Source organism: Pantoea sp. X-Soil-OKNW-713 (assembly GCF_059730685.1).
The window spans coordinates 2,678,493-2,703,657 of sequence record NZ_AP035995.1 but is presented as its reverse complement, the minus strand read 5'-3'; the positions used below and the strand labels follow the sequence as shown (position 1 = coordinate 2,703,657).

Annotated in this window: 24 protein-coding genes and 1 tRNA gene; 19 read left to right on the top strand and 6 right to left on the bottom strand. The window is 54.2% G+C overall.

What is annotated here, in order from left to right; genetic code table 11:
- The first annotated feature begins 50 nt into the window (after positions 1 to 50).
- From AC6I8R_RS12785 to ybiX, 7 genes are all read left to right on the top strand, one after another.
- The gene (locus AC6I8R_RS12785; RefSeq protein ID WP_497832416.1) at positions 51 to 1,733 is read left to right on the top strand and encodes a peptide ABC transporter substrate-binding protein; all 1,683 of its coding nucleotides are present in this window, start codon (positions 51 to 53) and stop codon (positions 1,731 to 1,733) included.
- A gap of 55 nt (positions 1,734 to 1,788) precedes the next feature.
- Complete coding sequence (locus AC6I8R_RS12780; RefSeq protein ID WP_021182828.1) at positions 1,789 to 2,739, top strand: ABC transporter permease; 951 nt, start codon at positions 1,789 to 1,791, stop codon at positions 2,737 to 2,739.
- A gap of 9 nt (positions 2,740 to 2,748) precedes the next feature.
- A complete protein-coding gene (locus tag AC6I8R_RS12775; RefSeq protein ID WP_021182829.1) occupies positions 2,749 to 3,633 on the top strand; it encodes an ABC transporter permease in 885 nt (294 codons plus the stop codon).
- Between the two features lie 11 nt (positions 3,634 to 3,644).
- The gene (locus tag AC6I8R_RS12770; protein ID WP_497832415.1) at positions 3,645 to 4,967 is read left to right on the top strand and encodes an NAD(P)/FAD-dependent oxidoreductase; all 1,323 of its coding nucleotides are present in this window, start codon (positions 3,645 to 3,647) and stop codon (positions 4,965 to 4,967) included.
- Positions 4,968 to 5,069: 102 nt separating this feature from the next.
- Complete coding sequence (locus AC6I8R_RS12765) at positions 5,070 to 5,237, top strand: hypothetical protein (RefSeq protein ID WP_415173562.1); 168 nt, start codon at positions 5,070 to 5,072, stop codon at positions 5,235 to 5,237.
- A gap of 323 nt (positions 5,238 to 5,560) precedes the next feature.
- Positions 5,561 to 7,840 (top strand): catecholate siderophore receptor Fiu, encoded by a 2,280-nt coding sequence (locus AC6I8R_RS12760; protein ID WP_036624912.1) that lies wholly within the window; start codon positions 5,561 to 5,563, stop codon positions 7,838 to 7,840.
- Between the two features lie 106 nt (positions 7,841 to 7,946).
- The gene (gene ybiX / locus AC6I8R_RS12755) at positions 7,947 to 8,624 is read left to right on the top strand and encodes a PKHD-type hydroxylase YbiX (RefSeq protein WP_497832414.1); all 678 of its coding nucleotides are present in this window, start codon (positions 7,947 to 7,949) and stop codon (positions 8,622 to 8,624) included.
- A gap of 27 nt (positions 8,625 to 8,651) precedes the next feature.
- On the opposite strand, the gene AC6I8R_RS12750 is transcribed toward ybiX, so the two are convergent.
- On the bottom strand, positions 8,652 to 9,539 hold the full coding sequence (locus tag AC6I8R_RS12750) for a LysR family transcriptional regulator (RefSeq protein WP_021182834.1): 888 nt from the start codon (positions 9,537 to 9,539) through the stop codon (positions 8,652 to 8,654).
- 212 nt (positions 9,540 to 9,751) lie between these two features.
- Here AC6I8R_RS12750 and AC6I8R_RS12745 point away from each other — a divergent pair, with 212 nt between their 5' ends.
- From AC6I8R_RS12745 to aroD, 5 genes are all read left to right on the top strand, one after another.
- The gene (locus AC6I8R_RS12745) at positions 9,752 to 11,239 is read left to right on the top strand and encodes a UbiD family decarboxylase (RefSeq protein ID WP_021182835.1); all 1,488 of its coding nucleotides are present in this window, start codon (positions 9,752 to 9,754) and stop codon (positions 11,237 to 11,239) included.
- A gap of 9 nt (positions 11,240 to 11,248) precedes the next feature.
- Positions 11,249 to 11,869, top strand: coding sequence for a UbiX family flavin prenyltransferase (locus tag AC6I8R_RS12740; RefSeq protein ID WP_208724098.1), 621 nt, complete (start codon positions 11,249 to 11,251; stop codon positions 11,867 to 11,869).
- Positions 11,866 to 12,585 carry a DUF554 domain-containing protein gene (locus tag AC6I8R_RS12735; protein WP_021182837.1) on the top strand — a complete coding sequence of 240 codons (720 nt, stop codon included), beginning with the start codon at positions 11,866 to 11,868 and terminating at the stop codon, positions 12,583 to 12,585. The genes AC6I8R_RS12740 and AC6I8R_RS12735 overlap by 4 nt, the downstream gene beginning before the upstream one ends.
- A gap of 108 nt (positions 12,586 to 12,693) precedes the next feature.
- Positions 12,694 to 14,235, top strand: coding sequence for a right-handed parallel beta-helix repeat-containing protein (locus AC6I8R_RS12730; protein ID WP_497832413.1), 1,542 nt, complete (start codon positions 12,694 to 12,696; stop codon positions 14,233 to 14,235).
- Between the two features lie 139 nt (positions 14,236 to 14,374).
- Positions 14,375 to 15,259: a type I 3-dehydroquinate dehydratase gene (gene aroD / locus AC6I8R_RS12725; protein WP_021182839.1), complete on the top strand. Its 885-nt coding sequence runs from the start codon at positions 14,375 to 14,377 to the stop codon at positions 15,257 to 15,259.
- 47 nt (positions 15,260 to 15,306) lie between these two features.
- Here the strand turns inward: aroD and AC6I8R_RS12720 are convergent, their stop codons facing one another.
- Complete coding sequence (locus AC6I8R_RS12720; protein ID WP_497832412.1) at positions 15,307 to 16,542, bottom strand: carbohydrate porin; 1,236 nt, start codon at positions 16,540 to 16,542, stop codon at positions 15,307 to 15,309.
- Between the two features lie 554 nt (positions 16,543 to 17,096).
- Between AC6I8R_RS12720 and AC6I8R_RS12715 the strand changes: the two genes are divergently transcribed.
- On the top strand, positions 17,097 to 18,044 hold the full coding sequence (locus AC6I8R_RS12715; protein WP_497832761.1) for a PDDEXK nuclease domain-containing protein: 948 nt from the start codon (positions 17,097 to 17,099) through the stop codon (positions 18,042 to 18,044).
- A 113-nt stretch (positions 18,045 to 18,157) separates the two neighbouring features.
- Here AC6I8R_RS12715 and AC6I8R_RS12710 read toward each other — a convergent pair.
- The 3 genes from AC6I8R_RS12710 to AC6I8R_RS12700 all read right to left on the bottom strand — a co-directional run bounded on the left by AC6I8R_RS12710 (position 18,158) and on the right by AC6I8R_RS12700 (position 19,959).
- A tRNA-Asn gene (locus AC6I8R_RS12710) sits at positions 18,158 to 18,233 on the bottom strand.
- Between the two features lie 103 nt (positions 18,234 to 18,336).
- Positions 18,337 to 19,113: a DgsA anti-repressor MtfA gene (gene mtfA / locus AC6I8R_RS12705; protein ID WP_415174466.1), complete on the bottom strand. Its 777-nt coding sequence runs from the start codon at positions 19,111 to 19,113 to the stop codon at positions 18,337 to 18,339.
- A 165-nt stretch (positions 19,114 to 19,278) separates the two neighbouring features.
- Positions 19,279 to 19,959, bottom strand: coding sequence for a hypothetical protein (locus tag AC6I8R_RS12700; RefSeq protein ID WP_415174467.1), 681 nt, complete (start codon positions 19,957 to 19,959; stop codon positions 19,279 to 19,281).
- A gap of 595 nt (positions 19,960 to 20,554) precedes the next feature.
- On the opposite strand from AC6I8R_RS12700, the gene AC6I8R_RS12695 reads away from it, so the two are divergent.
- Together AC6I8R_RS12695 and AC6I8R_RS12690 are read left to right on the top strand one after the other, a co-directional pair.
- A complete protein-coding gene (locus AC6I8R_RS12695) occupies positions 20,555 to 21,253 on the top strand; it encodes a phosphohydrolase (RefSeq protein ID WP_021182843.1) in 699 nt (232 codons plus the stop codon).
- Positions 21,254 to 21,329: 76 nt separating this feature from the next.
- Positions 21,330 to 21,581 carry a hypothetical protein gene (locus AC6I8R_RS12690; protein ID WP_021182844.1) on the top strand — a complete coding sequence of 84 codons (252 nt, stop codon included), beginning with the start codon at positions 21,330 to 21,332 and terminating at the stop codon, positions 21,579 to 21,581.
- Between the two features lie 74 nt (positions 21,582 to 21,655).
- Here the strand turns inward: AC6I8R_RS12690 and dcm are convergent, their stop codons facing one another.
- The gene (gene dcm, locus AC6I8R_RS12685; protein ID WP_497832411.1) at positions 21,656 to 23,059 is read right to left on the bottom strand and encodes a DNA (cytosine-5-)-methyltransferase; all 1,404 of its coding nucleotides are present in this window, start codon (positions 23,057 to 23,059) and stop codon (positions 21,656 to 21,658) included.
- Between the two features lie 143 nt (positions 23,060 to 23,202).
- Here dcm and AC6I8R_RS12680 point away from each other — a divergent pair, with 143 nt between their 5' ends.
- The 4 genes from AC6I8R_RS12680 (at position 23,203) to AC6I8R_RS12665 (ending at position 25,117) form a co-directional block, all read left to right on the top strand.
- The gene (locus tag AC6I8R_RS12680; RefSeq protein ID WP_021182846.1) at positions 23,203 to 23,679 is read left to right on the top strand and encodes a very short patch repair endonuclease; all 477 of its coding nucleotides are present in this window, start codon (positions 23,203 to 23,205) and stop codon (positions 23,677 to 23,679) included.
- A 69-nt stretch (positions 23,680 to 23,748) separates the two neighbouring features.
- Positions 23,749 to 24,024 carry a hypothetical protein gene (locus tag AC6I8R_RS12675; RefSeq protein ID WP_021182847.1) on the top strand — a complete coding sequence of 92 codons (276 nt, stop codon included), beginning with the start codon at positions 23,749 to 23,751 and terminating at the stop codon, positions 24,022 to 24,024.
- Positions 24,025 to 24,034: 10 nt separating this feature from the next.
- Entirely contained in the window at positions 24,035 to 24,937 is a 903-nt protein-coding gene (locus tag AC6I8R_RS12670; protein WP_415174469.1) for a DUF808 domain-containing protein, read from the top strand.
- Positions 24,938 to 24,982: 45 nt separating this feature from the next.
- Complete coding sequence (locus AC6I8R_RS12665; RefSeq protein ID WP_021182849.1) at positions 24,983 to 25,117, top strand: hypothetical protein; 135 nt, start codon at positions 24,983 to 24,985, stop codon at positions 25,115 to 25,117.
- Positions 25,118 to 25,165: the final 48 nt, after the last annotated feature.

The following is a 25,165-nucleotide window of genomic DNA, read 5'->3' as shown; positions in this document are numbered from 1 at the left end:
TCTGATTGCCGCTGCGCGGCGTTGTGTTTCTGTTCACCTGAGGAAAAACGATGAGCGATAAGTTTGCAGATTCCCTGCCAAAAATTTCCCGTCGGCAGGCGCTGGTGTATCTGGCCTCCGGCACCGCCGCGATGGCGCTGCCAGGGCTGTTTGGCAGCAATGTCGCACGCGCGGCGATGACCGGGGCAGCCGGTAGCGGTGGACAGATGGTGGTCGGATTCTCGCAGGAACCGACGGTGTTCAACCCGTTGATGCCGCATATCGAGGTGGATGACGGTCTGCATTTCAGCCTGTTTGATCCGCTGTTCGGCGTTGATGAGAAAGGTAATTTCACCCCGGCACTGGCGACCGAAGTGCCAACCCAGGCCAATGGCGGCATCTCTGCCGATGGGCTGAATTTTCATCTCAAACTGCGCGATGGCGTGAAGTGGCACGATGGCCAACCGTTCACTGCGGAAGACGTGAAGTTCACCCTTGAGTTGCTGGTGGACCCGAATTTCCGCAGCTGGAGCCGTTCCGGACATGAACTGGTGCGTGATATCACCATTGTCTCACCGACTGAAATCAAATGGCGGATGGAGAAACCCTATTCGCCTTACACCTCGATCCTCGCCGCCACCTTTATCATTCCCAAACACGGCTTTGCCAACGTGCAGGACAAAAACACCGCGCCGTTCAACAGCGCACCGATTGGCACCGGGCCGTTCAAGTGGCAGCAGCGCGTGCCGGGCGATCATATCGAACTGACCGCTAACAAAGAGTACTACGGTGATGGACCGAAGCTCGACCGTCTGATTTATAAGTACATCCCGGATCTCAACGTGATGTATACCCAGTTTGTCTCTGGCGATATCGATATCGCCGGGTTGCAGTGGATTTCAGCCGACCACTACGACGAGGCGAAAAAATTGCCGGGGAAAGTGGTGGACGTATTCCAGAGCGCCACCATTGAGAACTTTGCGTTTAACCTCGCCCGTCCTCAGTTCCAGGACCCGGCCGTGCGAGAGGCGTTGTATTACACCATTGATAAACAAACCATTATTGATGCGCTTTACTACGGACTGCCGAAACCGACCGAAACCTATATGCCGCGTCAGTCGGCCTATTTCAACGCCTCCCTCCCGGCACACGAATTCAATCTCGACAAGGCCAAAGCCCTGCTGGATAAAGCGGGCTGGAAACCGGGAGCGGGCGGTATTCGCGAAAAGAATGGCGTCAAACTGTCGTTCACCAACTCCACCACCGCTGGCAACCATCTGCGCGAACAGATGCAGCAGTTTATGCAGCAGAGCTTCCAGGAGATCGGTGTGGAGATGAAGATTTCTAACCTGCCACCGGCGGTGATGTGGGGGGATTACTGGATGCTGTCGAAGTTTGACAGCGCCATTGTCGGCCTGAATTACCTCACCGGCTCTGATCCCGATACCGCCACGTATATGCGTTCTGATGCCATCCCGGCGCAGGGGGGCGCGGGGCAGAATGTGTTCCAGTACAAAAATCCCGAAGTGGACAAACTGCTGGCGCAGGGCAGCGCCGAGTTCGCGCCGGAGCAACGCAAAGCGGCTTACCTGCAAATTCAGTCGCTGGTGCGGAAGGACATGCCATTCCTGACGCTGTTCAGCTTTGCCAACGTGCGCGGGCACAAAGAGGGCGCGGAGAATATCACGCCCAACATCAACGTGCGTATCGATAGCTGGAACGCCAACACCTGGTACTGGGATAAGAAAGCCTGATTCCATTCACAACGTGCGTGACGGGCAGGAAGCCGTCACGCCGGGGAGGAGAGCCGTGGGCGCATTTCTGTTACGACGTTGCGGTCAAAGCATCATTTTGTTGTTCCTGGTATCCATTATCGGTTTCGCTGCCCTCAATCTGGCACCGGGCGGGCCGTTGTCGCAATACGCCTTAACACCGGGGATGACCCAGGAGGCGATGCAGCGTATCGCCACACAGATGGGGCTGAACCGCCCGTTGCCGGTGCAATATTTCGACTGGCTCAGTCATTTGCTGCGCGGTGACTGGGGGCGTTCATATCGCGACGGTCAGCCGGTCCTGAGCATCATTTTTTCGCATCTGCCGGCGACGTTGTTGCTGATGTGCACCTCGATGGTGTTCTCGATCGCCATCGGTGTGTGGATCGGTATTCAGAGCGCCATCAAGCGCGATAGCCTGTTTGATCGCTTTGCCACTATGGGTGCGATGGTGGCGCTGTCGATTCCGACCTTCTGGTTCGGGCTGGTGGCGATCTACTTCTTTGCCCTGAAGCTGCAATGGCTGCCCGCCGGGAATATGTACACGGTGGGCGATGGTTCGCTGCTGGATGTGCTACGCCATCTGGTGTTGCCGGTGCTGGTGCTGACCTTTGTCGATGTGGCGATCTGGAGTCGTTATATGCGCACCGCCACGCTGGAAGTGATCAATCAGGATTTCATCAAAACCGCGCGGGCCAAAGGGGTGCCGCCACGTCGCGTGCTGCTGAAGCATGTGGTAGGCAATGCGCTGTTACCGATGATCACCCTCGCCGGGATGCAGCTGCCGACCATTCTGGGTGGCGCGCTGGTGGCGGAGACGGTGTTTACCTGGCCGGGCATGGGACGTCTGTTTCTCGATAGCCTGGGCTACAGTGATTATCCGGTGGTCATGGGGCTGCTGATGTGCTCGGCAATTCTGGTGCTGATTGGCAACCTGCTGGCGGATGTGATCACCGCGCTGGTCGATCCGCGTATTCGTCCCGCTTAAGGAGGCAAGATGGCATCTTCTGTGATTACGCCGCCGGTCACGCCTGTGCGCTGGCTACGCAACCGCACCTTACAACGCTTTGTGCGCCATAAACTGGCCTGCGCCAGCTTGTTGCTGATTATCCTGATGGCGCTGGCCTGCGCGTTTGGCCCGTCGCTGCTGCCGTTTGATGACTTGCATATTGACCTGCGTGCACGCTTCGCACCGCCGTTGACTGGCTGGCACTGGCTCGGTACCGATCCGCTCGGGCGTGATTTGCTGGCGCGCCTGTTGATGGCCGGGCGTATTTCGCTGTTGGTGGGTTTCTTTGCCATGGTGCTGAGCATCATGCTCGGAACCCTGGTCGGCATTGTGGCCGGCTACTACGGTGGCCGTGTCGGTGCCGTGCTGATGCGTATCGTCGATGCCTTTCTGGCCTTTCCCAGCGTGTTTCTGTTGCTGGCGCTGGCGGCGTTTATCAAGCCCGATCCGGCAATGATCACGGTGATTATCGCCGTCACCAGTTGGATGGAAGTAGCGCGTATCGTTGAGGCCGAGGTGCGCTCGTTGCGTGAACGCGAATACATCCTGGCGGCACGGATGCTGGGGCTTTCCGGGCGCTGGATTATGTTCCGTGAGCTGCTGCCGAATGTGGTCGGGCCGATTATCGTGGCAGCCACGCTGACGGTGGCGCGCGCCATCCTGCTGGAAGCCTATATCAGCTTTCTCGGTTACGGTATCCAGCCACCGTTGCCCAGTTGGGGCAATATGCTGAACGGCGCGCAGCAGTATCTGATCCGTGCGCCCTGGCTGGCGCTGGTGCCGGGCATCGCCATTACGCTGGCGGTGACCTGCTTTAACTTCATTGGTGATGGGCTGCGCGATGCGCTGGATGCCCGCAGCGACAAAGAGTGAGGTGATGCGCAATGGCCCGATTCTCCCCGTTCGAAGATTCGTTGTGGTTTGCCACGGCGGCACCCGCGCCTGACTTGCCCTCCTTGCAGGGAGAACATCACGCGGATGTCTGCATCGTGGGCGGCGGTTATACCGGGCTGACCACCGCTCTGACGCTGGCAAAACAAGGCGTGAAGGTCATGCTGCTGGAAGCTCAGCAGGCGGGATTTGGTGGCTCCGGGCGCAATGCCGGGCACTGCACCCCAACGTTTACCCATTTCTCGCTGCCGGAACTGCGTCGCTTGCTGGGTGAGCCCTGGGCCGAGCGGTTAATCAGACGTCAGACCCAGGCCAATCACCAGGTCAGCGCGATGATCCGCGATTATCACATTGATTGTGAATGGCAACAGAACGGCTATCTCCAGGCGGCGGCGCGACCGGGTGCGATGAAGTTGATTGAGGAAAAAGCGCGTCAGTACAACGCGGTTGGGGCGCATACCGAAGCGGTGGATGCGGCGCAGGCGGAGCGCATCAGCGGCAGTCCGCGTTTTTATGGTGGCTGGTTTCATCATGAAGGGGGACATCTTAATCCGCTCGGCTATGCGCGTGGTCTGGCGCGGGCTGTGGGGCAGGAGGGCGGCGAAGTTTACTGTGCCTCTCCGGTTAGCGAGGTGAAAAAGCAGGGAACAGCCTGGCAGGTGATCACACCACAAGGTCATGTGCTGGCAGATAAAGTGATTTTCGCCACCGGGGCGTACACCGTGGCCGGCTGGCCACAACTGGAACAGAGTTTTCGCATCATGCGGGTGTTTGTCGCCGCCACTCAGCCACTGGATGCGGCGCTGCGCAGCAAGGTATTGCCACTAAACACCACTATTCATGACGGTCGTGGTGATATCTATGTCTACAAATATAACCAGCAAGGGCGCATCGTCGCCTCAATGTTCCCGATGGGGCGGCGTGGGCGGGAGATGAATTATACCCATCAGGTGATGAGCGATCGCCTGCGCTGGCTGCATCCGGCCATCGGGCAGCCGCTGCGCTGGGACTATTTCTGGTACGGCGAGCTGGATATGCAGCAACGAACCATTCCGCGTTTATATCAACTGGCACCCGGCGTCGTGGCGCTGACGGGCCTCTCCGGACGTGGTGTGCCGACCGGCAGTATGCTCGGCGGCATTCTGGCGGAGTGGGCGCTGGACATGCCCGCGAGCGAGTTGGCACTCAAGATTGAACCGTTGCATAAAGCGCCGTTCTGGATGGGTTTTGGCCCGCAATTGACGTTGCGTTATTACCGTGCGCGGGACTGGCTGCGTTGTCGCATCGAAGGTGCTGCGCTGCCCCCGCATGCCTGACGTTATATGCAATTTGTAGCAATGAAGTGCAGAACTTCTTGTTTTGGTTATATGGCGGATTGCGCTTAACTGACAGGGTCAAACATTTCTGGAGAACTGCCGATGAAAAAGTTACTGCTACAGTGGTTTAGTCGCCTGGTGGAGCCACAGTCTGCCGGGGTCGAACAACACGAGGTGGATTTCAGTAAACATATTGAGCTGCTGATCCCGGTAAGCCAACTGTATGGTATTGAATTCCATCCGACGGTTTACCGTTACTATGAAAGATGAATGCTTCCATCGGTGATGACGCGCGATAAATCGCGCCGCTACGTATCGCTCGAAACCGTAGCCGCGCGATTTATCGCGCTTTTTTTTGCCCATTTCTGACGAATATCTGCACATTGTTTAAATAATTCTTACAAACCCTCCTCACTTCCTTCAATTGTATTGAATTCGTAATGTTAGCGTAAAGAAATGTGTTTCCTTAGCGTTGCGCTCATGCAAAAATACGAAAGTAAATGATAACCATTCTTCTTATCATTTAAGGTGCGGGCCATTTTGTACGGCCCGTTGTGCGCGTCAATAACTACAACGAACCCACACTTTTCAAAATGGATAAAAATCGCAACCTGCCATTTGGCAGCTTTAACTCGCTGACCTTGTTTACCGGGCTGTGCATCGGGATCTCGCCAGCCGCCGCGCTGGCCGCTGACAACACCACCAAAAAGAACGACGATACCCTGGTGGTGGAGGCGCAAACGCCTTCACTCTATTCTCCTGGCGTATCCGCCGATCCTAAATTTACCCAACCGCTGGTGGATACCACCCGTACCATCACGGTGATCCCTGACCAGGTGATTAAAGATCAGGGTGTGAATAACCTGACTGATGCACTGAAAAACGTTCCGGGTGTTGGGGCGTTTTATGCCGGGGAGAACGGCAGTTCATCGACCGGTGATGCGGTGTATATGCGTGGCATGGATACCTCCAACAGCATCTACGTTGACGGTATCCGTGATATTGGCAGCGTGACGCGCGATACCTTTAACACCGAGCAGGTAGAAGTGATCAAAGGCCCGTCAGGCACCGACTATGGCCGTAGCGCGCCGTCCGGCTCCATCAACATGATCAGCAAACAGCCACGCCTTGATACCGGCCTGGATGCGTCGGTCAGCGTGGGTAGCGCCTGGATGCGTCGTGGGACACTGGATTACAACCAGGCGATCAGCGATAACGCTGCGTTCCGCCTCAATTTAATGGGTGAAAAAACCCATGATGCCGGTCGCGATAATATCCAGAATGAACGTTATGGCGTGGCACCCTCATTGGCGTTTGGCCTTGATACCTCCACTCGCCTGTACCTCAATTATCTGCACGTTCACCAGAACAACACGCCGGACGGCGGCATTCCGACCATCGGGCTGCCGGGCTACTCTTCGCCTACCGCAGCGTCCTCAGCGCTGAATACGTCTGGCAAAGTCGCGACCAGTAACTACTACGGCACCGATTCAGATTTCGATAAATCCACCACCGATACGGTAACCATGCGTTTCGAGCATGACCTGTCGGATAACACCACCATCCGTAACACCACGCGCTGGTCACGGGTGAAGCAGGAGTATCTGCTGACGGCGGTGATGGGCAGCACCATTGGCATGCCGAACCCGAACGATGTCAGCACCTGGACCTGGACGCGTAACGTCAACCTGAAAGACGTCAGTAACCGCATCCTGACCAACCAGACCAATATCACCTCGAAGTTCTTTACCGGTTCGGTCGGGCATGATGTCAGCGCCGGGGTCGAGTTTACTCGTGAGAACCAGACCAACTACGGTGTCACTCCGATTACCGCACCTGTCGTGAATATCTACCATCCGATCAGCAGCATTTCGCTGGGTGGGTTGAATCGCAACGGTGCTAATGCCAACGGCCAGACCGACACCTTTGGTATCTACGCCTTCGATACGCTGGCGATCACCAAAAACTTTGAGCTGAACGGCGGCATTCGCCTCGACAATTATCACACCGATTATGACAGTGCCACCGCCTGTGGCGGCACCGGACGTGGTGCGCTGGCCTGTCCGGCGGGCGTGGCGACCGGTACGCCGGTTACCACAGTCGATACCGCGAAATCAGGCAATCTGGTCAACTGGAAAGCCGGTGCCCTGTATCGTCTGACCGAGCAGGGTAACGTCTACGTTAACTACGCGATTTCCCAGCAACCGCCGGGTGGCAGCAACTTTGCGCTGGCTGCGGGTGGCACCGGCAATAGCGCCAACCGTACCGATTTCAAACCGCAGAAAGCCAAATCCAGCGAAGTGGGCACCAAGTGGGAAGTGTTGGATAAACGTTTGCTGTTGAATGCGGCGCTGTTCCGTACCGATATTGAGAACGAAGTGTCCGCCAATGACGATGGCACCTACTCGCAATACGGTAAGAAACGTGTTGAAGGTTATGAGCTGTCGGCCACCGGCAATATCACCCCGGACTGGCAGGTGATTGCCGGTTATACCCTGCAACATGCTTCTGTCACCGAGGGCGCCAGCGTGGCGCAGGATGGTTCATCGGCGCTGGCGTATACGCCGAAGCACGCCTTTACCCTGTGGACTAACTATCAGGCCACCGATGCGCTGTCAGTGGGAGCCGGTGCACGTTATGTTGGCAGCCTGCGTCGCGGTAGCGATGGTGCGGTGGGCACGCCAGACCACACCGAAGGTTACTGGGTGGCAGACGCGAAGCTGGGCTATAAGGTGAACAACAACCTTGATTTGCAGCTTAACGTATACAACGTTTTCGACACCAACTATGTTGCCTCCATCAACAAGAGTGGTTACCGCTACCATCCGGGTGAGCCGCGTACCTTCCTGTTGACGGCTAACGTGCATTTCTAAACGGCAGTAGCGGCGCGATTTATCGCGCTGTTTTAGGTTGATTGCGCGATAAATCGCGCCGCTACTGCATGTGCCAGCTCCACTTCATTTAAGAGAGAACAACGCGATGATGTATCACATTCCTGCCGTGCTGACGCCGGAAGAGGTCGCCAGTTTCACCACACTGCTGCAACAGGCCGAGTGGGTAGATGGCCGGGTAACGGTCGGCAGCCAGGGTGCCACCGTGAAAAATAACCAGCAGATCGACACCCGTACGCCGCTCTATGATCGGTTGCAGGCGGCGGTGTTGCAGGCGTTGAACAACAACCCGCTGTTCTTTTCCGCCGCGTTACCACGCAGTATTTCCACACCCCTATTCAATCGTTATGAGCAGGGGGAAACCTACGGTTTTCATGTCGATGGGGCGGTGCGTCATAACGGCGCGGCAGGCTGGATGCGCACCGATCTTTCCGCCACGCTGTTCCTGTGCGAGCCAGAAAGCTATGAGGGTGGCGAACTGGTGATTGAAGACACCTACGGTCAGCACAAGGTTAAACTGCCCGCCGGGCATCTGGTGTTGTATCCCTCCAGCAGCCTGCACTGCGTGACACCGGTGACGCGTGGCGCGCGTGTCGCATCATTTCTGTGGATTCAGTCGATGGTACGCGATGACAAACAACGCGCGATGTTGTTTGAGCTGGACCGCAATATTCAGAGCCTGAAAGCGCGTCACGGCGACAGCGAAGAATTGCTTTCGCTGCTGAATATGTATCACAACCTGCTGCGTGGCTGGACCGAGGTGTAGCGGCGCGATTTGTCGCGCTGTGAGTGCCTATTGTGTCAGCTCTCGGGCAAACTGGATAAAGTCATGTAACGCTTTATTCTTTATCTCCCGCTGCCAGCTCATGGTCAGCGTTGAAGTGGCATGCTGATCCTGCAAAAAACAGTAGGCCACGTCGGGTATCATTACCGAACGCTGGGTTTCGGGTACCAGCGTGACCCCCATCCCCATCGACACCAGACCGATAGCCACCGAGACATCACGGGTGGGTTGGATTTTCTGTGGCACAAATCCCGCCTGCTGGCAGGCGTTCAGCGCTGACCAGCCCAGGCCAACCCCAGGCGGATCTTCCTGCATCAAAAAGGGTTCAGCAGCAAGTTGTGACAACGCAATGCGCGGCTGGGAAGCCAGCGGGTGGCGACGTGGGAGCACCGCAATCAACGGGCGGGTGGCGAGATCGAGATAGTCCAGATGATCATATCGTGGCACCGGTGAGCGAACCAGGGCGATATCTATTTGATTAGTTAACAGAAGTGTAAGCTGTTCGTGAACATTGCGTTCTTCAATCACGATATCAATGCCTGGTTTACGCTGGCGATAACCATTAATTAACAGCGTGAGTGCCGGGTCGAGTATCGAAGAACCGACGTAACCAAGCTTGATCTGCCCGCGATATCCCAGGCGTAAACTGCGCGCATTTTCGCGGAACTTGGTGTAATGACTGGATGCGATACGTGCCTCTTCCACCAGTTGCTCACCTTCAAACGTCAGCGCCACATGCCGCCGGTCACGGGTGAATAGCGCAAGATCCAGCTCCTTTTCCAGCGCCTTGATGTACTGGCTCAGCGCCGGTTGAGCGATGTTCAGACGCAGTGCCGCCTTACCAAAATGCAGCTCCTCCGCCAGCACGACAAAGGCGTGTAAATGTCGGTAATCCATCGATGTCCTCCTGATTTTTACTGATAATAACTCTTTATCAAAACGCCAGGTATTATTATTGGACTCTTATCAGTGATCCTCTAACACTGTGGGGGTAACGACGGGAGGTGCCGGTTCTATGCCACTGAATTCGCTCCTGTTGTTCTCAAGGTGTGCCAGCGCCTGTCTGCGCCGATGCATCACCGGTTACCACGACCAAGAGGGACATTGAGATGTCTGAGAAGCAAGTAAAAGTCACCGATTTACGTTCCGCGCTGGAGGTGTTAAGCCAGTACGATGATGAATTGATTTACACCGATGAACCTGTAGATCCGATCGCGGAATTATCCGGCGTTTACCGTTATGTCGGTGCACACGGCACGGTAAAACGTCCGACGCAAATCGGCCCGGCGATGATTTTCAACAAAATCAAAGGCTACAACGATATGCGCGTGCTTATCGGCCTGCTGTCTTCACGTAAACGTGTGGCTCGCCTGTTTGGCACCACCCCGGAAAATCTGGCGTTTATGCTGAAAGATTCGGTCGCTAACCCGATCGCGCCGATTGTTATCCCGCGTGAACAAGCGGTATCTCAGGAAGTGGTGCATCTGGCCAGCGATCCGGACTTCGATATCCTGAAAATCCTGCCTGCGCCAACCAACACCCCGGAAGATGCCGGCCCTTATTTCACCCTCGGTATGTGTTACGCCGCCGATCCGGAAACCGGTGAACACGACGTCACCATCCATCGCCTGTGCGTGCAGAGCAAAGACGAAATCTCGATGTATTTCGTGCCAGGCCGTCACCTCGATACTTTCCGTCAGAAAGCTGAAGCGGCCGGTAAACCGCTGCCGATCTCTATCAGCATCGGTGTCGATCCGGCGATTGAGATTGGTGCTTGTTTTGAACCGCCAACAACGCCGCTGGGCTTTGATGAATTGTCGATTGCCGGCAGCCTGCGTAACCAGGCCGTTGAGTTAGCAGAATGTCTGACCGTGAAAGCACGCGCCATCGCCAATGCGGAAGTAGTGATTGAAGGTGAGTTGCTGCCAGGTGTACGTGTACGTGAAGACCAGAACACCAATTCCGGCAAAGCGATGCCTGAATTCCCCGGTTATACCGGTGCGGCACAGGCTCAGGTGCCGGTGATCAAAGTCAAAGCCATTACCCATCGTCGTTCACCGATTCTGCAAACCTGTATTGGCCCCAGCGATGAACACACCAATATGGCCGGTATCCCGACTGAAGCCAGTATTTTGCAGATGGTGGAACGCGCGCTGCCAGGTTTCGTGCAGACCGTACACTGCCCGACACCGGGCACCGGCAAATATCTGGCGGTGTTGCAGGTGAAAAAACGCACCCCGGCGGATGAAGGTCGTCAGCGTCAGGCGGCACTGCTGGCGTTCTCCGCCTTCTCTGAGCTGAAACATGTGATGCTGGTGGATGAAGACGTCGACGTGTTTGATATTAACGATGTGATCTGGGCGATGACCACCCGTTATCAGGGCGATGTCGATACCGTGTTTATTCCGGGTGTACGTTGCCATCCGCTTGATCCGTCCTCTGATCCGGCCTACAGCCCGTCAGTACGCGACCACGGTATTGCCTGCAAAACTATCTTTGACTGCACCGTGCCTTACCACCTGAAAGCTAACTTCCACCGCAGCGAATTCCTCGAAGTGGATGTGAATCGCTTTATCCCAGGTTTCAACAAAAAATAAGGAGGCAGCATGTCAGGGTCTGTCATTCGAAGCAGCGGTAAACCACGGGTTATTGTTGGCATTAGCGGAGCGTCTGGTTTTTCCTATGGCGTACAGGCATTGCGTTATTTACGTCAGCTGGAGGTGGAGAGCCATCTGGTGATCTCGCCAGCCGGGCACCTCAATCGCGAACATGAAACCGATCTTACTGCTGAAGATGTCGCGGAAATGGCCGATGTGGTTTATCCCATCCGTGCCGTCGGGGCCGCCATTGCCAGTGGTTCATTTCGCACCCTTGGCATGCTGGTGGCTCCGTGTTCGATGCATACCCTGGCGGCTATCGCCAATGGCCTGACCGACAATCTGCTGACGCGTGCAGCCGATGTGGTGTTGAAAGAACGCCGTCGCCTGGTGTTAATGGTGCGGGAAACGCCGCTTCACTTGGGGCATATCCGTAATATGCAGCAGGCGACGGAATCCGGCGCGATTGTGTTTCCGCCGGTGCCCGCGCTGTATGCGCGGCCACAAACTGTTGAAGAGATAATCGCGCACAGCGTGGCGCGTGCTCTGGGGCTGATGGATCTGGATTGTGCCGATCTGCCGCGCTGGGGGGAAGACGTGACTTTAATGACCAGGAGTAATAAATCGTGATTATAGGACCCTATATTAATGGCTCTGCCGTGCTGATCGGCGGCATTGTCGGTGCGTTGCTCAGTTCGCGTCTGCCAGAACGCATCAGAACCTCGATGCCGCTGATCTTCGGTGCAGCCTCCATGTGTATGGGGATTGTGCTGGTGGTGAAAGTCAGCCATATGCCGGTGATGGTGTTATCGGTGATCCTGGGGGCGTTGCTGGGTGAGCTGTGTTATCTGGAAAAAGGTATCGGTAAGCTCGGCAGCAAAGCGCGTGGCCTGGTCGAGATGTTCGTCAGTTCCGGCGAACAGGATAAGGAGTCGCAGGAGCAGTTCCTGCAAAGTTATGTGGCGATCATCGTGCTGTTTTGCGCCAGCGGCACCGGGATTTTCGGTTCGATGCATGAAGGGATGACCGGCGACACCAGCGTCCTGATTGCAAAATCCTTTCTCGACTTGTTTACCGCCGCGATTTTTGCCACGTCGCTCGGTTTCGCGGTGGCGGTGGTTGCGGTGCCTCAGCTGATTATTCAGCTACTGCTCGCCTATGGTGCGGTGTTTATCCTGCCGTTAACCACGCCCGCCATGCAGGCTGATTTCTCGGCGGTTGGCGGCGTATTAATGTTCGCCACAGGCTTTCGCATTTGCGGCATTAAAATCTTCCCGGTCGCCAATATGTTGCCTGCTCTGGTGCTAGCGATGCCAATCTCTTCTTTATGGACCAGCTTCTTTTAAATCAGGAGGGTAAAAAACAATTATATCGGGGATGGAAAAGTCATTAAACCAGGGGCCGGAAAGTAACGGTGTTTATTTCCGGCTACTTTAGTCAGATCGGAATTCATCATGATTAAAAATAACATTGCCTGTGCAATAGCGTTGCTATTGCCATTGGCTTCGCACGCCGCAGATAACGCAACACAAGGTATTGAAGTATTACGGGTGACGTCTCCTGCCGATGATGGCAGCCAGGGCACGCTGCGCTGGGCGCTGGAAAAAAATAACCAAAATCCCGGACATTATCGTATTGAATTACACTCCGCCAATAACCAGCCACTGATTATCAAACCTAATAAACCATTACCGGAAATTAAAGGTCCGGTAGAGATTATTAACACCGATTTCCTTAAACAAGGGAAATATGTCGCCATCGACGGTTCTGGATATATTAAAGGTGTGGACCCGCAATCCTGCCCCGGTGCCGTCCCTGGCCAGTACGGTGCTAATGTGCGTACCACGACCATGCCGGGTCTGGTGCTGCGCGATACCCATGATGTCACCCTGCAAGGGGTTGAAGTGCGTAATTTCTGTATCGGGATTCTGGTGAATCGCGCCAAAAACAACGTGATTGAAGATAACCGCATCGTCGGTAATCATGGCGGTGCCGGTATTATGTTGACCGGGGATGATGGCAAGGGTAACTCAACCGCCACCACCACCGAGCGTAATAAAATTATCCGCAATACTTTTATTAATAATGGTGATGCGATGGAAGCCACCCGTGGCGCCTCGTTTAACCTGATTGCGGATAACTTTGTCACCACCGACAACGTACATAACCAGGAACCTTCACAGGGGTTGGAGATGCTGTGGGGGAATGACAACGAAGTGATTCATAATCATTTTGAAAATTACTCCGACGGCGTACAGCTCAATTGGGGAAATCGCAACTATATTGCCGATAATACCTTCACCAATCTCTCTTCTGCGGTGACATTAAGTGGGACGGGCAACGTGGTGGCCGGGAATACCATGATCGGCAATCGGGTGGCGGTTTCCGTGCGTCCACAGGGTGAACCCGGTAAAAACGGCAGCTTTGGCATTAATCGGATTACCGGGCCAGCCGTGAACCGGATCACTGAAAATATTATGGTCGACAACGGCAAAGACATTAAACGTTGCTTTGCCGGTGGGAGCTGCCTGCCAGGTTATGCCGGTGCCATTGTATTTAATGTGCCTGGCCTCGAACATGCGGCCTTTATCGGTAATCGTGGCGAAGGTATTAGCAATGACACCAGCAAGCTGGAAAAAATCTGCGCCATTGATGGTAACGTGGCTGGATGTGAAGCAACGCCGAATAAAGATCAGCCTGCGCCGGTCATTACCCGGGTCGTGCGTGACCAGCAGACGCTAACCATCGATGGCAGCGTGAAAGGGGAGGCCAATACTGCCTACCGCATTGAGTTTTTCTCCAACAGCAAAGCAACGATGGACGAAGCGGAGCATTTCCTCGGCTATCAGATGGTTGCCATTGATGCACAGGGTAACGGCACTATCCATTATCAAACCCCGCTGAGCGCGGATTTAGCGGTGGCGAATGTGACATCCACTGCCACCACCGATGACGGTGCTACTTCACCTTTAAGTAAGCCTGCCCCCATGCAATAACCCATTCCTGAGCGAGCTGCGACACAGCATTACCTGACGGCATTCATCTGCAACTAAAAAAATAAACCGACCGGAAAGAGACAGCCTCGCAGCTGATCTCGTCCAGTCAGGTGTGTCATTAGCGAAACAGGAACTCCCCATGAATTTGCATAAAAGTGTATTAGCGATTTCTTTGCTGCTGGCCTTGCCAGGTGTGACCAGCGCCATTGCTGCCACCAGCGCACCGGCTGCGGCCGTCAACGTACGACACGCACAACCCATCACCATTCGCCAGACCACCATTGGCGAAGGGATGCCGAAAGTCATCATCCCGACCACCGGCGCGACAGCCGACCAGGTTCTGGCGCAGGCCAAAGTTATCGGCGCGAACCCGGATGCCGATTTGATTGAATACCGTATTGATTATCTGAATTTCGCCACCGATGCCGCGCAAGTTGGCGCATTGGGCAAACAGGTTGCGGCTGAAGTGCAGGGTAAACCCCTTATCCTGACCTTCCGTACGCAGTCTGAAGGTGGCGCGAAAGCCATCAGCGATAAGGCGTATGGCAAGCTCTATCTGGCGCTGATCAAAGATCACTTTATCGATATTCTCGATGTGGAGATGTTCCGCGATCCGGCAGTGATCCACCAGGTGGTCACCGCTGCCCATGCCGCCGGAATTAAAGTGGTGATGTCCAGCCATGATTTCCAGAAAACCCCGGCCACCAGCGAGATCGTTGCTCGTCTGCGTAAGCAGGACAGCATGGGCGCAGATATCCTGAAAATTGCGGTGATGCCACATGATTCAGGTGATGTGGTGAAACTGATGGATGCTACGGCGCAGATCCGCAATGACTACTCGCGTAAACCGTTGCTGACGATGTCGATGGGCGGCCTGGGGGCGATTTCCCGGCTTTCCGGGGAAGTGTTTGGTGATGACCTGACCTTTGGCATGATTGGTACGGCGTCTGCACCGGGACAGGTGGATGCGGCACAGTTGCATCAGGTATTGAAAACGGTTGATGTGGCGCTGAACGGCCATTAATCCCCTGCAATTATGCCTTCCGCAAGCTCTGCGGAAGGCATTCTGTTTTAGAACTTCACTTTAACCTGCACACCCGCAACCCAGGTATCTTTGATCTCTTTATTCGAGAACGCACCCGGTTCTTTGATGTACTGCACGCTCGGGCGTACCGACAGCCACGGCGTTGCTTGCAGGGTATAGGTCATCTCAACCAGCTGTTCGCCAATATCCAGACCATTTACCATTTCTGCGTCGGCTAATTCGCCTTTGGCGCGCAAACTGTCAACGGCATTATCACGACTGTGCTGGTTGTACACCGCACGACCATAACCAATGGCAATCGCATCATGCGGACGCGCTGCAAACGGTCCATTCAATACCAAACCGGCCGAGTACCAGTGACGGAACGGCGAGGTGGCGGCATCGGTGGTGGTGGCCTGACCAAACATATGCAGGTTCTGGCTGCGCAGCGAAGTGGACTGCCAAATGGTCTGGTCGGCCAGCAGGTAGGCACCCCAGCGTTTATCAGCACGGCGATCGGGCTGGTCGATACGTGCGACGTTGGAACTGTCGTAGTAGTAACCCAGTTTGTACTGACCGGGTAACTCACCCTGTAAGTTGTAGATCAACTCAACCGGGACGATATAGCCGGTGGTGCCCGGTGCAAAGGGTTTAAAAGCACGGGACGATTCGCTGTTCTGTTCCGGGTTAACGTTAAATACCGCCGTTTGCAGCGCCCAGCTGTCATTGAAGCTGTACTTTAACTCACCGCCGAGGTGGGCGTTGGGGTAGTTACCCCAGCCGCTGCCACCTGACATCGACAGCGGGTGAGCACAGAAGCCTGCGTTCATAAAGTTGGTCAGAATCGACAGGCTGCCGAAATCATTCCCCATAGCCAGCCAGCCTAGCTTGTACTGCAACTGCGGGGTGAAGAGATAATTGGCGTAGCTCAGTTCGCTCAGGCGAGTATATTCGCCGCCATACGCTTCCTGAATTGGCAGACGGTTGCCGACCAGATCCGCCGAGGTGCTGCGTCCACGGCGATCGTTGATTGACAGCTGGACCGTACCGGCGTGCTGCGCATTGAACAGACGGTTCAAATCAAAGGTGGCACCCAGACGAATCTGCTGAGCGTAGCGCGTGCCATAAGACTGGCCGCCGCTCAACACGCCTGCGGTTTCTGAGACATAGTCGCCGGTTAAGTTAACGCCGTGCTGGGCGAGATCGCTCCGTGCGCCATCCCAGTCACCGGTCAGGGTGTCCTGGTGGAAGAAGTCGGTAGCTTGTGCGGCAGGTACTGCCAAAGCGCAAAGGAGGGCGACAGGCAATAGCCTGATTTTAAAACAAATGGTTTTCATGGTGTAAGTGGTAGAAAGTTAATAAGCACGCTTATTGTACCTCCTGGTACGTTTTTGATCGTGTGCTTATTGACGCTTCCTGACAAACCAAGTGTTTCTGGATTTTTCTTGCGGTAACGTTAGGTTTTTCAGAAGGGCTGTGAATGCTTGCCCTCGTCAGAATTGGGCTCGGCTGATACAATTCAGAGCAGTTTTTTTGTGCAACTTAAACAAGTGTCACGTTGTTCTAACAGGGTGTTTTTGACTCTGGTCTGAGGATGCTGGGTCGCATTTCAGTGAAAACAAAAATCGAGGAATAGACGAACCATGCCATCCTCAAGCCCCATTTCTGCCGTTTTAGAAGGTTTTGGCAAAGTTCCGGTCAACGTTGGTGAACACGACAAGGAGGTAGCGGTATGAGCAAGAAGCTCCCAGCTTCATTGGTTCCTGAACCAAAGGGTTATGCTGACTGGCTGGCCGACCTGAAAGGCCGTATTCATAACGCTCAGTAGCGTGCTGCACTGGCGATAAACAGGGAATTGGTGGGGCTGTATTGGCGAATAGGTCGCGATATCCTTGCACGGCAAGCAGAGCAGGGTTGGGGTGCTAAAGTCATTGAACGGCTGGCGCATGATCTACGTACAGCCTTTCCTGATATGAAGGGCTTTTCCCCGCGTAACCTTAAATATATGCGCGCTTTTGCCGAAGCCTGGCCGGACCTGGAATTTGTGCAAGCGGTGCTTGCACAATTACCCTGGTATCACCAATTGGCGTTGCTGGATAAATTGTCCCTGCCTGAAGATCGTCGCTGGTATGCCATAAAAGCCATTGAGCATAATTGGTCACGCAATGTTCTTGTCATGCAAATCGAAAGCCGGTTGTTGCAGCGAAGTGGTACCGCAGTGACTAACTTCGATGCCAGCTTGCCTCAGGCGCAGTCTGACCTGGCCCGTGAGTCACTGAAGGATCCGTACCGTTTCGACTTTCTGGGGTTGACCGAAGAGGCCCAGGAGCGAGAGGTGGAAAACGCGTTGGTCAAACATGTGACCGAGTTTCTGCTTGAACTGGGCGCAGGTTTTGCCTTTGTGGGGCGGCAGGTATTGCTGGATGTAGGTGGTGATGAATTTTTCATCGACCTTCTGTTCTACCATCTGAAACTACGCTGCTATGTGGTTATTGAACTCAAGGGCGGTAAGTTCAAACCGGAGCATTTGGGGCAGTTGGGATTCTATCTTACTGCTGTCGATCGGCAGGTGAAAGATGAGCAGGACAACCCCACTATTGGTCTCTTGCTCTGCAAGAGTAAAAACAAAGTGGTTGCGGAGTATGCCCTGGGTGACAAGGCCCAGCCGATGGGCATCGCTGAATACAAATTAGTTGAATCCCTGCCTGAGGAGTTCCAAACCAATTTGCCGAGTATTGAACAACTGGAGCGTGAGTTGGCGGGAGATGCTGAGGATTCTGCCTGAAGGCATAGTGAAGTTATAAATTCATTACAGATCAATTCAGCGGGCAAGTTTAAGTAGGAATGAGGGCCAGCAAAAAGCCCGCTCAGGTTTCCCTGAGCGGGCTTTTCTAAATATGGCTCCTCTGACTGGACTCGAACCAGTGACATACGGATTAACAGTCCGCCGTTCTACCGACTGAACTACAGAGGAATCGTTGGAACGAGGCGCATATTAATGGGCAGTGCCGGAGCTGTCAACAGCTAAAAATACATTTGTATTCAACTGGCTAGCATTAATACAAAGCGATCACGCTTTAAGCAATTTCCGGGCGCGTGGCGGCTAAACGCGCCAGGGGGTCCTGACGATAGAATTGTTGCAGATGGCGGTACATAGCGGGAAAACGCTCTGCCAGTAAATCCGGTGCGCTAAAGAAATATTCGGAGAGGACGGCAAAGCACTCGGCGGGATCGCTGGCTGCGTAGGGATCGATGGTGGCGGCTTGTTCACCCACCAACTCCACTTCAGCTTCGATCTCCTCCATCGCCTGAAGTAAATCTTTTTCCCAACTGGCGACATCACGCAGGGCAATAGCCGGGACACCGCTGGTGTAGCCGCTGCCGCGTGCATCCAGTTTATGTGCGACTTCATGGATCACCAGGTTATAGCCGGAGAGATCAAACGAATCCTGGATATCCAGCGCATTCAACACCACTGGCCCCTGGGTCCAGCTTTGTCCGGCGTGCACCGCCGCCGCCTGATGCACCAGGCCGCTGTCATCTTGCCAGTGGTCATCCACGTTGAAGGGCTCGGGGTAGATCAAAATTTCATGGAAGCCATCAAGCCATTCCAGGCCGAGCTTCAACACTGGCAGGCAAAATAGCAACGCCAGTCGGGCGGTACGCAGTTCGTCGAGTTGCAACGCCTGCAATGGCGTGATTTTTTTTTGTTGCAGGAAGCGCTGTGCCAGAGCGATGAGGCTGGCTTGCTCGTTTTCGTCAAGCAGAGAGAAAATAGGTTGTGCCAGCGCTTGTTGCCACGGCAGCGCTGCGACTGAAGTTTCTACCTGCGCGTGCCACGGCCATTTGAACATCGCATCACTCACTCTTCAGGGCGTAAGACGGTATCCTCGCGCGGTACAGCGAAAATTACCAGCGCAGAATCAAAGCTGTCTATTCAACCTGTTAGTAAGAATTTTGTCTGTGACTGAGATTGCAAAGGTGAGAGGTTTACCCCTCACCTCTGCCGGAGAGAGGACTTACCCTTCACGCTCCACACGCTGGAACTCGATCACCCATACCCACGGGTTCACTTCCCAACTGGTGGCACCGTATTGTTTCTGCCACGCCTTGCGATAGGCCTCTTTAGGCGACTCGGAGTTCATATTCATGGTGAAGAAGTTATTCAGGAAGTGCGAGTCGGTCTGCACGCCTTCTGCCATGATGTCGTCTTCACTGATGTCCTGAATCTTCTCGGCGCGAACGGAGGTGATCTCAAGATCAATACGGCTGGCCCAGCGTGGCATATGGATGGCGGTCTGCCAGCCGTATTGCTCGGCATCTTGCAAGTTGTCATCCTGCTGCCCCAGCTCATTGCTGTCGGCGCGATACTGACAATACACCGGGTCGCGGAAGGGGAGTGGCTCGCGTTCATACTCTGCCAACTGTTCCTCCGGCACGATCGGACCACGCCAGGTTTCGCGTACCCAGAGACGATCGCCGGGTTTACCATAGGGGCAGTGATAACTGATGTCTGACATTGACATCAATTTATAGCCGTGCAGATGGTTTGCACTGACGTCAAATGCGTGTACGCCTTCGTGATGATCCTGACCAGGGCCAAAAGCCTGAGTCTTCATAATGCGCCGGGTCTGTGTTTGCTGGCCAACCAGCAGGGCGCGGACCCGCTGTTCGGAAAAAAGAATCGGCCGTTCTTTCATGATTTACCTCTTGTTGTGTTACCAACCCGGAGAATTTGCTGAACCATCCGCGTCCACGGATGTGCAGAATTAGCATAATGGGTTTAAATCAATTTGCTTAATAATTTGTCGCCTTATAGTCAGGCATTCAGTGCGTATTCAGTTTTAAAAATGGCTCACAAGCAAAAAACGTGCTTGATTGGATGCAATGGAAAAACAAAATCGCATTTTTCTCAGATACAGTACGTTATAACGGACACAATGGGAACTCTTTCAGAATATGTCGTGGGTGATCGGTTGACCGACGTGTTTTAAGTTAGCGAGTTAAACCAGAATTAATCCATTACACACTATTTCTGCATGGCTTTAAAACATTATCACTGCTAAACAGAGTCGTTTAACTGAAACGAGGATGAGGAAATACCGAAAACGCGCGTGGTGCTGGGAAAGTGCTGTTAACAGCGCTATAACAGGATCAGGATCGCATTTTTTCGCAGTTGATTATGCAGGAGGAGTGTAAAGAAAGTGTCATCACCGGGCCGCTATGATGTTTGCAGGAGTAGCACGCTCGTCATTGACGGCGGTGCTTTATAACAGCAATAACAGGAGAAGCACGATGTCGCTAACAGGCTGGCAAAACCGTTTCGAAAACTGGTTGCAGCAGAACTGGCTGCACGATGATAAAGCCCATGATATCGCCCACCTGCGCCGTGTCTGGATGAGCGCGGCACGCATTATGCAAAATAGCGATGCCGATGCGCTGGTGGTGCTGACCGCTTGCTACTTTCATGATGTTGTCAACTTACCGAAAAACCACCCGGAACGTCATCTGGCCTCAACTTACGCCGCTGAAGAGACGCGCCGCATTCTGCAACAAGACTTCCCGGACTTTCCGGCTGACCACATAGATGCTGTCGCGCATGCCGTGCAGGCGCACAGTTTCAGCGCCGCGATCGCGCCACAAACCCTTGAGGCGAAGATTGTGCAAGACGCCGACCGCCTGGAGTCACTGGGTGCCATTGGTCTGGCGCGGGTATTTTATACTGCCGGTGCGCTGGGACGCCCGCTGTTCGACAGCGACGATCCTCTGGGCAAAGATCGTGAGCTGAATGATGTGCACTGGACGCTGGATCACTTCCAGAAGAAGTTGCTACGCCTGCCTGAAACTATGCAAACCGAAGCGGGACGCCAACTGGCGGAACACAATGCCGACTTCCTGGTGCGCTATATGGCAAAACTGTGCGCGGAGCTTCAGGGCAACCTGACCTCGATGGACGAATCGGTGTTGAGGGATTTCAGTCCCCTACACGTCTAATATTAAATTTTTATGACAGCCTGTTAACTTTCGGCATCTTCCGCTACGTTGATGAAAATCAATAAGGAGTAACACGATGACCGAGACCGTTAATTTAACGATTAAGATTGATCCTGCGCTGAAAGAACACATCAAACAACTGGCTCTGGACAACCAAATTTCTATGAGTCAGGAAATTGTGAATCGCTTGCAGGCGAGCCTACAGACTCCGGCGCAGGATGCGATCGACAATCAGGACACAGCAGAAGCGGTAACCGATCAACTGAGTGCTGCTGAACTGAAACAGATTCGCGCGCTGTTGAAGAAGCAGGGCAAGAAAAAGAAATAAAACAAAAACCCGTCAACTGACGGGTTTTTTATTACGCGTTTTCCAGCCTGAACTGCTGTGCCCGTTGCCCGAAATCACTTCATGTTGCGGGTGTATTGTTCGATCAATGGCAACAGCAGTTGCGCTACAGCAGCAAACACCGGCACCACTACCGAATTGCCAAACTGTTTATAGGCCTGGGTATCGGACACCGGAATGCGGAAGCGCGTTTCACCCGGTGCTTCAAATCCCATCAGCCGCGCGCATTCGCGTGGTGTTAAACGACGTGGGCGGCGTGACATATTGTCCGGCTGATGAAAGTCCTGCTCGCCCAGCGCACGGTCCCAACCTCGATCAATAAGAATTTCCGAACCGTCTTTGTAATAGCGAGCCGACAGGGTGCGCACGCAAACCGACGGATTACGCGCATCGTTCAGACCGAAACCAAAGCCGTTCCCCTTGGCTTTGTGTTTTTTGGCGTATTGGTAAAGGTAGTTCCACAGTACCGGTGACAACGTATATTTGGCATCAGGCTGGGGTTCCAGCAAGCTACTGAGCGTCGGGACTTTTTTGGGATAGAGTGCGGGTAAGGCGCGCAGAGAAAATCCCTCGCTCAGATGGGTGTCGCGACGGATACCCACCAACACAATACGCTCACGATGTTGCGGCAGAAAATGGCGTGCATCGATGATTTTAGCATCGGCCAGTCCCGCGTTATTCGCATCGGCCACGTCATAGCCCAGCTCATCCAGTGTCGCCATAATAATGGCGAAGGTGCGTCCTTTGTCGTGACTTTTCAGGTTCTTCACGTTTTCCAGCACGAAGAACGGCGGCTTTTTCGCCGCCAGAATGCGTGCCACATCGAAGAATAAGGTTCCCTGTGCCTCACACTCGAAACCGTGCGCCCGGCCCAGTGCATTCTTTTTACTCACACCGGCCAGCGAGAAGGGCTGGCAGGGGAAACCTGCCAGTAGCACCTGATGGTCAGGGATTGTGCGATCAATATGTTGATAGATGGCCTGCTCATCACTCAGACCGGCCGGTTGCGTTACCTGGCGAATATCGCTGTTGAAGCGGTGTTGCTGCGGATCGCAATAGTGGTTGGCCTTGTAGGTCCGCACCGCCTCTTTATTCCATTCACTGGTAAAGACGCACTGGCCGCCAATCTGTTCAAAGCCACGGCGAATGCCGCCAATACCGGCAAACAGATCGACAAACTGAAAACGAGGCGCGTCATAATGCGCGGGACGAGCGGGTAATAACGCCTGCAAACTGGCAACTTCCGCGCTGCTTAACGCCGGTGCTGCGCTCTTTCCCTGACGAATACGGTTGAGACGGGGCACGCTCCAGTCGCGACCACCGGCGTCGCTCAGCGTGCTCACAAGGTCGCGTGCGGCGTAAATCGCCAGCACTTGCAACAACAGCGTGGTGGCATCGTCAGTGGCGGAAACAGTGAGTGGGGAGGGTGAGGCAGTCGCGGCGGTCTCTTCGGCGTGCATGCGTTTTTCCTTAACAGTGAAGCGGCTATGCTACCACTCCTCACGCTATGAAGAAATTGGCCCGACGTGCCGGTAGTGAATGCGGCTTTCGCTTTTGCCCCAAACCGCTAAAGTTGAAGGAGCCACAAGAAAAAGGAAAGGTTATGGCCGACGTCCATTCTCGTGATGTTCGTAGCAAGAATATGCGTGCAATTCGTACTCAGGATACGGCGATTGAACAGCGTATTGCGTTGATATTAAAAGACCGTGGATTTACCTATCGGGTGCAGGATAAAGCATTAGCCGGTCGACCTGATTTTGTCGTTCCGGCCCAGCAGGCGATTATTTTTGTTCACGGCTGCTTCTGGCATCGTCATCATTGCTATCTGTTCAAAATGCCCGCTACGCGTACCGAATTCTGGGCCGGTAAAATTAACAGTAATGTCGAACGGGATCGGCGCTACATTCAGCAGTTGCAGGAGAGCGGCTGGAAGGTGCTGATCGTCTGGGAATGTGCGTTACGTGGCAAGCTGCGCCTTGAGGATGAGGCGTTAATTGAACGACTGGAGGAGTGGCTGTTGGCCGCCAGTCACAGCGGTGAAATCGATCATGCAGGTTTGCATCATTATCGCGGCGTATAAGGCAGATTGTTGCTTTTACTCGCTATAACGGTTTAGATCACTCCTTTCTCTGGGACGCGGAACATAGCCATGAGCAGCATAAAACTGACGGTCAAACGCCTGTACCAACTTCGTGACGAACGGATGGTCAACACTCGAGCCACCGCCCGGATCTATCTGGGTGATACGCTGGTCGCCACCGAAGAGATTACGGGTATGACGGAAAGTCCGGTGAGTAAATATTTGCATGCCGGGGATGTGGCGGGGCAGCCGTTACGCGTTGAGTGGGATTGTGCGGGCATCGCCGATATGTCAGTGACTGCGGTCGAGCGTTGCCCCTGTTGTCAGGATCACGAACAGGAATAAGGAAAACATTTTGGCAGGAACCAGCTTACTGACGCTTCTGGATGATATTGCCACCTTGCTTGATGACATCTCTATGATGGGCAAAGTGGCCGCAAAAAAAACCGCCGGGGTATTGGGTGACGATCTGTCCCTGAATGCGCAACAGGTTACCGGCGTAAAAGCCAATCGCGAATTGCCGGTGGTGTGGGCGGTGGCGAAAGGCTCCTTTATTAACAAATTGATCCTCGTGCCGCTGGCGCTGTTGATTTCAGCTCTTGCGCCCTGGCTGATTACGCCGTTGCTGATGATTGGCGGGGCGTATCTCTGCTTTGAGGGCGTGGAGAAGGTGTTGCACAGCCTCAACCACGATAAAGCCGAGCAAAGCCCGGAAGCACGTCAGCAGCGTCTTGAGCAACTGGCGCAACAGGATCCAAAGACATTTGAGAAGGATAAAGTGAAAGGTGCGGTACGTACCGACTTTATCCTTTCGGCCGAAATTGTTGCCATCACACTGGGCATCGTGGCGGAAGCGCCGTTGCTCAATCAGGTAATGGTGCTGGCGGGTATCGCCATTCTGGTGACGGTGGGGGTGTATGGCATCGTTGCCGGGATTGTGAAAATCGACGATCTCGGATACTGGCTGCGGGAAAAATCATCCACGCTGGCGCAGGCGGTGGGGGGATTGTTGTTAGCCGCTGCCCCGATATTGATGAAAATTCTGTCGGTGGTGGGTACCCTGGCAATGTTCCTGGTGGGGGGCGGTATTGTCATTCACGGGATTACGCCGTTGCACCATGCGATTGAGGCGTACAGCGCGGGTTTTAACCCGTTGGTCTCGGCGCTGCTCAGCAACGGCGCCAACCTGGTACTGGGCTTTTTGATTGGGTCGATCGTGCTGTTGGTGGTGAATCTGATTGCCAAAGTGCGTGGATAAAGACTATAAAGCGCAGGAAATTTCTAATCACGGGTCAGGAGAACGATGATGAACGACGATATGTTTGAATTTGATATCGATGCACAGCTGGAACAGGCTGAAGCGAAAGCGGCGGAGAAAGCACGCGAAGTCCCGACCGATCTGAGCGACGAAGCTGATTGCGAAGGTTGTAAAATCTGATTTTCCCACCCGGGAAAGCATTTCAAAGCGGATAATAATTTTTATCCG

What these genes read in the sequence shown, in the direction of transcription:
- AC6I8R_RS12785 (WP_497832416.1), top strand. Translation starts at nt 51, where the DNA reads ATGAGCGATAAGTTTGCAGATTCCCTGCCAAAAATTTCCCGTCGGCAG.
- AC6I8R_RS12775 (WP_021182829.1), top strand. Translation starts at nt 2,749, where the DNA reads ATGGCATCTTCTGTGATTACGCCGCCGGTCACGCCTGTGCGCTGGCTA.
- AC6I8R_RS12770 (WP_497832415.1), top strand. Translation starts at nt 3,645, where the DNA reads ATGGCCCGATTCTCCCCGTTCGAAGATTCGTTGTGGTTTGCCACGGCG.
- AC6I8R_RS12765 (WP_415173562.1), top strand. Translation starts at nt 5,070, where the DNA reads ATGAAAAAGTTACTGCTACAGTGGTTTAGTCGCCTGGTGGAGCCACAG.
- AC6I8R_RS12760 (WP_036624912.1), top strand. Translation starts at nt 5,561, where the DNA reads ATGGATAAAAATCGCAACCTGCCATTTGGCAGCTTTAACTCGCTGACC.
- ybiX (WP_497832414.1), top strand. Translation starts at nt 7,947, where the DNA reads ATGATGTATCACATTCCTGCCGTGCTGACGCCGGAAGAGGTCGCCAGT.
- AC6I8R_RS12750 (WP_021182834.1), bottom strand. Translation starts at nt 9,539, where the DNA reads ATGGATTACCGACATTTACACGCCTTTGTCGTGCTGGCGGAGGAGCTG.
- AC6I8R_RS12745 (WP_021182835.1), top strand. Translation starts at nt 9,752, where the DNA reads ATGTCTGAGAAGCAAGTAAAAGTCACCGATTTACGTTCCGCGCTGGAG.
- AC6I8R_RS12740 (WP_208724098.1), top strand. Translation starts at nt 11,249, where the DNA reads ATGTCAGGGTCTGTCATTCGAAGCAGCGGTAAACCACGGGTTATTGTT.
- AC6I8R_RS12730 (WP_497832413.1), top strand. Translation starts at nt 12,694, where the DNA reads ATGATTAAAAATAACATTGCCTGTGCAATAGCGTTGCTATTGCCATTG.
- aroD (WP_021182839.1), top strand. Translation starts at nt 14,375, where the DNA reads ATGAATTTGCATAAAAGTGTATTAGCGATTTCTTTGCTGCTGGCCTTG.
- mtfA (WP_415174466.1), bottom strand. Translation starts at nt 19,113, where the DNA reads ATGTTCAAATGGCCGTGGCACGCGCAGGTAGAAACTTCAGTCGCAGCG.
- AC6I8R_RS12700 (WP_415174467.1), bottom strand. Translation starts at nt 19,959, where the DNA reads ATGAAAGAACGGCCGATTCTTTTTTCCGAACAGCGGGTCCGCGCCCTG.
- AC6I8R_RS12695 (WP_021182843.1), top strand. Translation starts at nt 20,555, where the DNA reads ATGTCGCTAACAGGCTGGCAAAACCGTTTCGAAAACTGGTTGCAGCAG.
- AC6I8R_RS12690 (WP_021182844.1), top strand. Translation starts at nt 21,330, where the DNA reads ATGACCGAGACCGTTAATTTAACGATTAAGATTGATCCTGCGCTGAAA.
- dcm (WP_497832411.1), bottom strand. Translation starts at nt 23,059, where the DNA reads ATGCACGCCGAAGAGACCGCCGCGACTGCCTCACCCTCCCCACTCACT.
- AC6I8R_RS12680 (WP_021182846.1), top strand. Translation starts at nt 23,203, where the DNA reads ATGGCCGACGTCCATTCTCGTGATGTTCGTAGCAAGAATATGCGTGCA.
- AC6I8R_RS12675 (WP_021182847.1), top strand. Translation starts at nt 23,749, where the DNA reads ATGAGCAGCATAAAACTGACGGTCAAACGCCTGTACCAACTTCGTGAC.
- AC6I8R_RS12665 (WP_021182849.1), top strand. Translation starts at nt 24,983, where the DNA reads ATGATGAACGACGATATGTTTGAATTTGATATCGATGCACAGCTGGAA.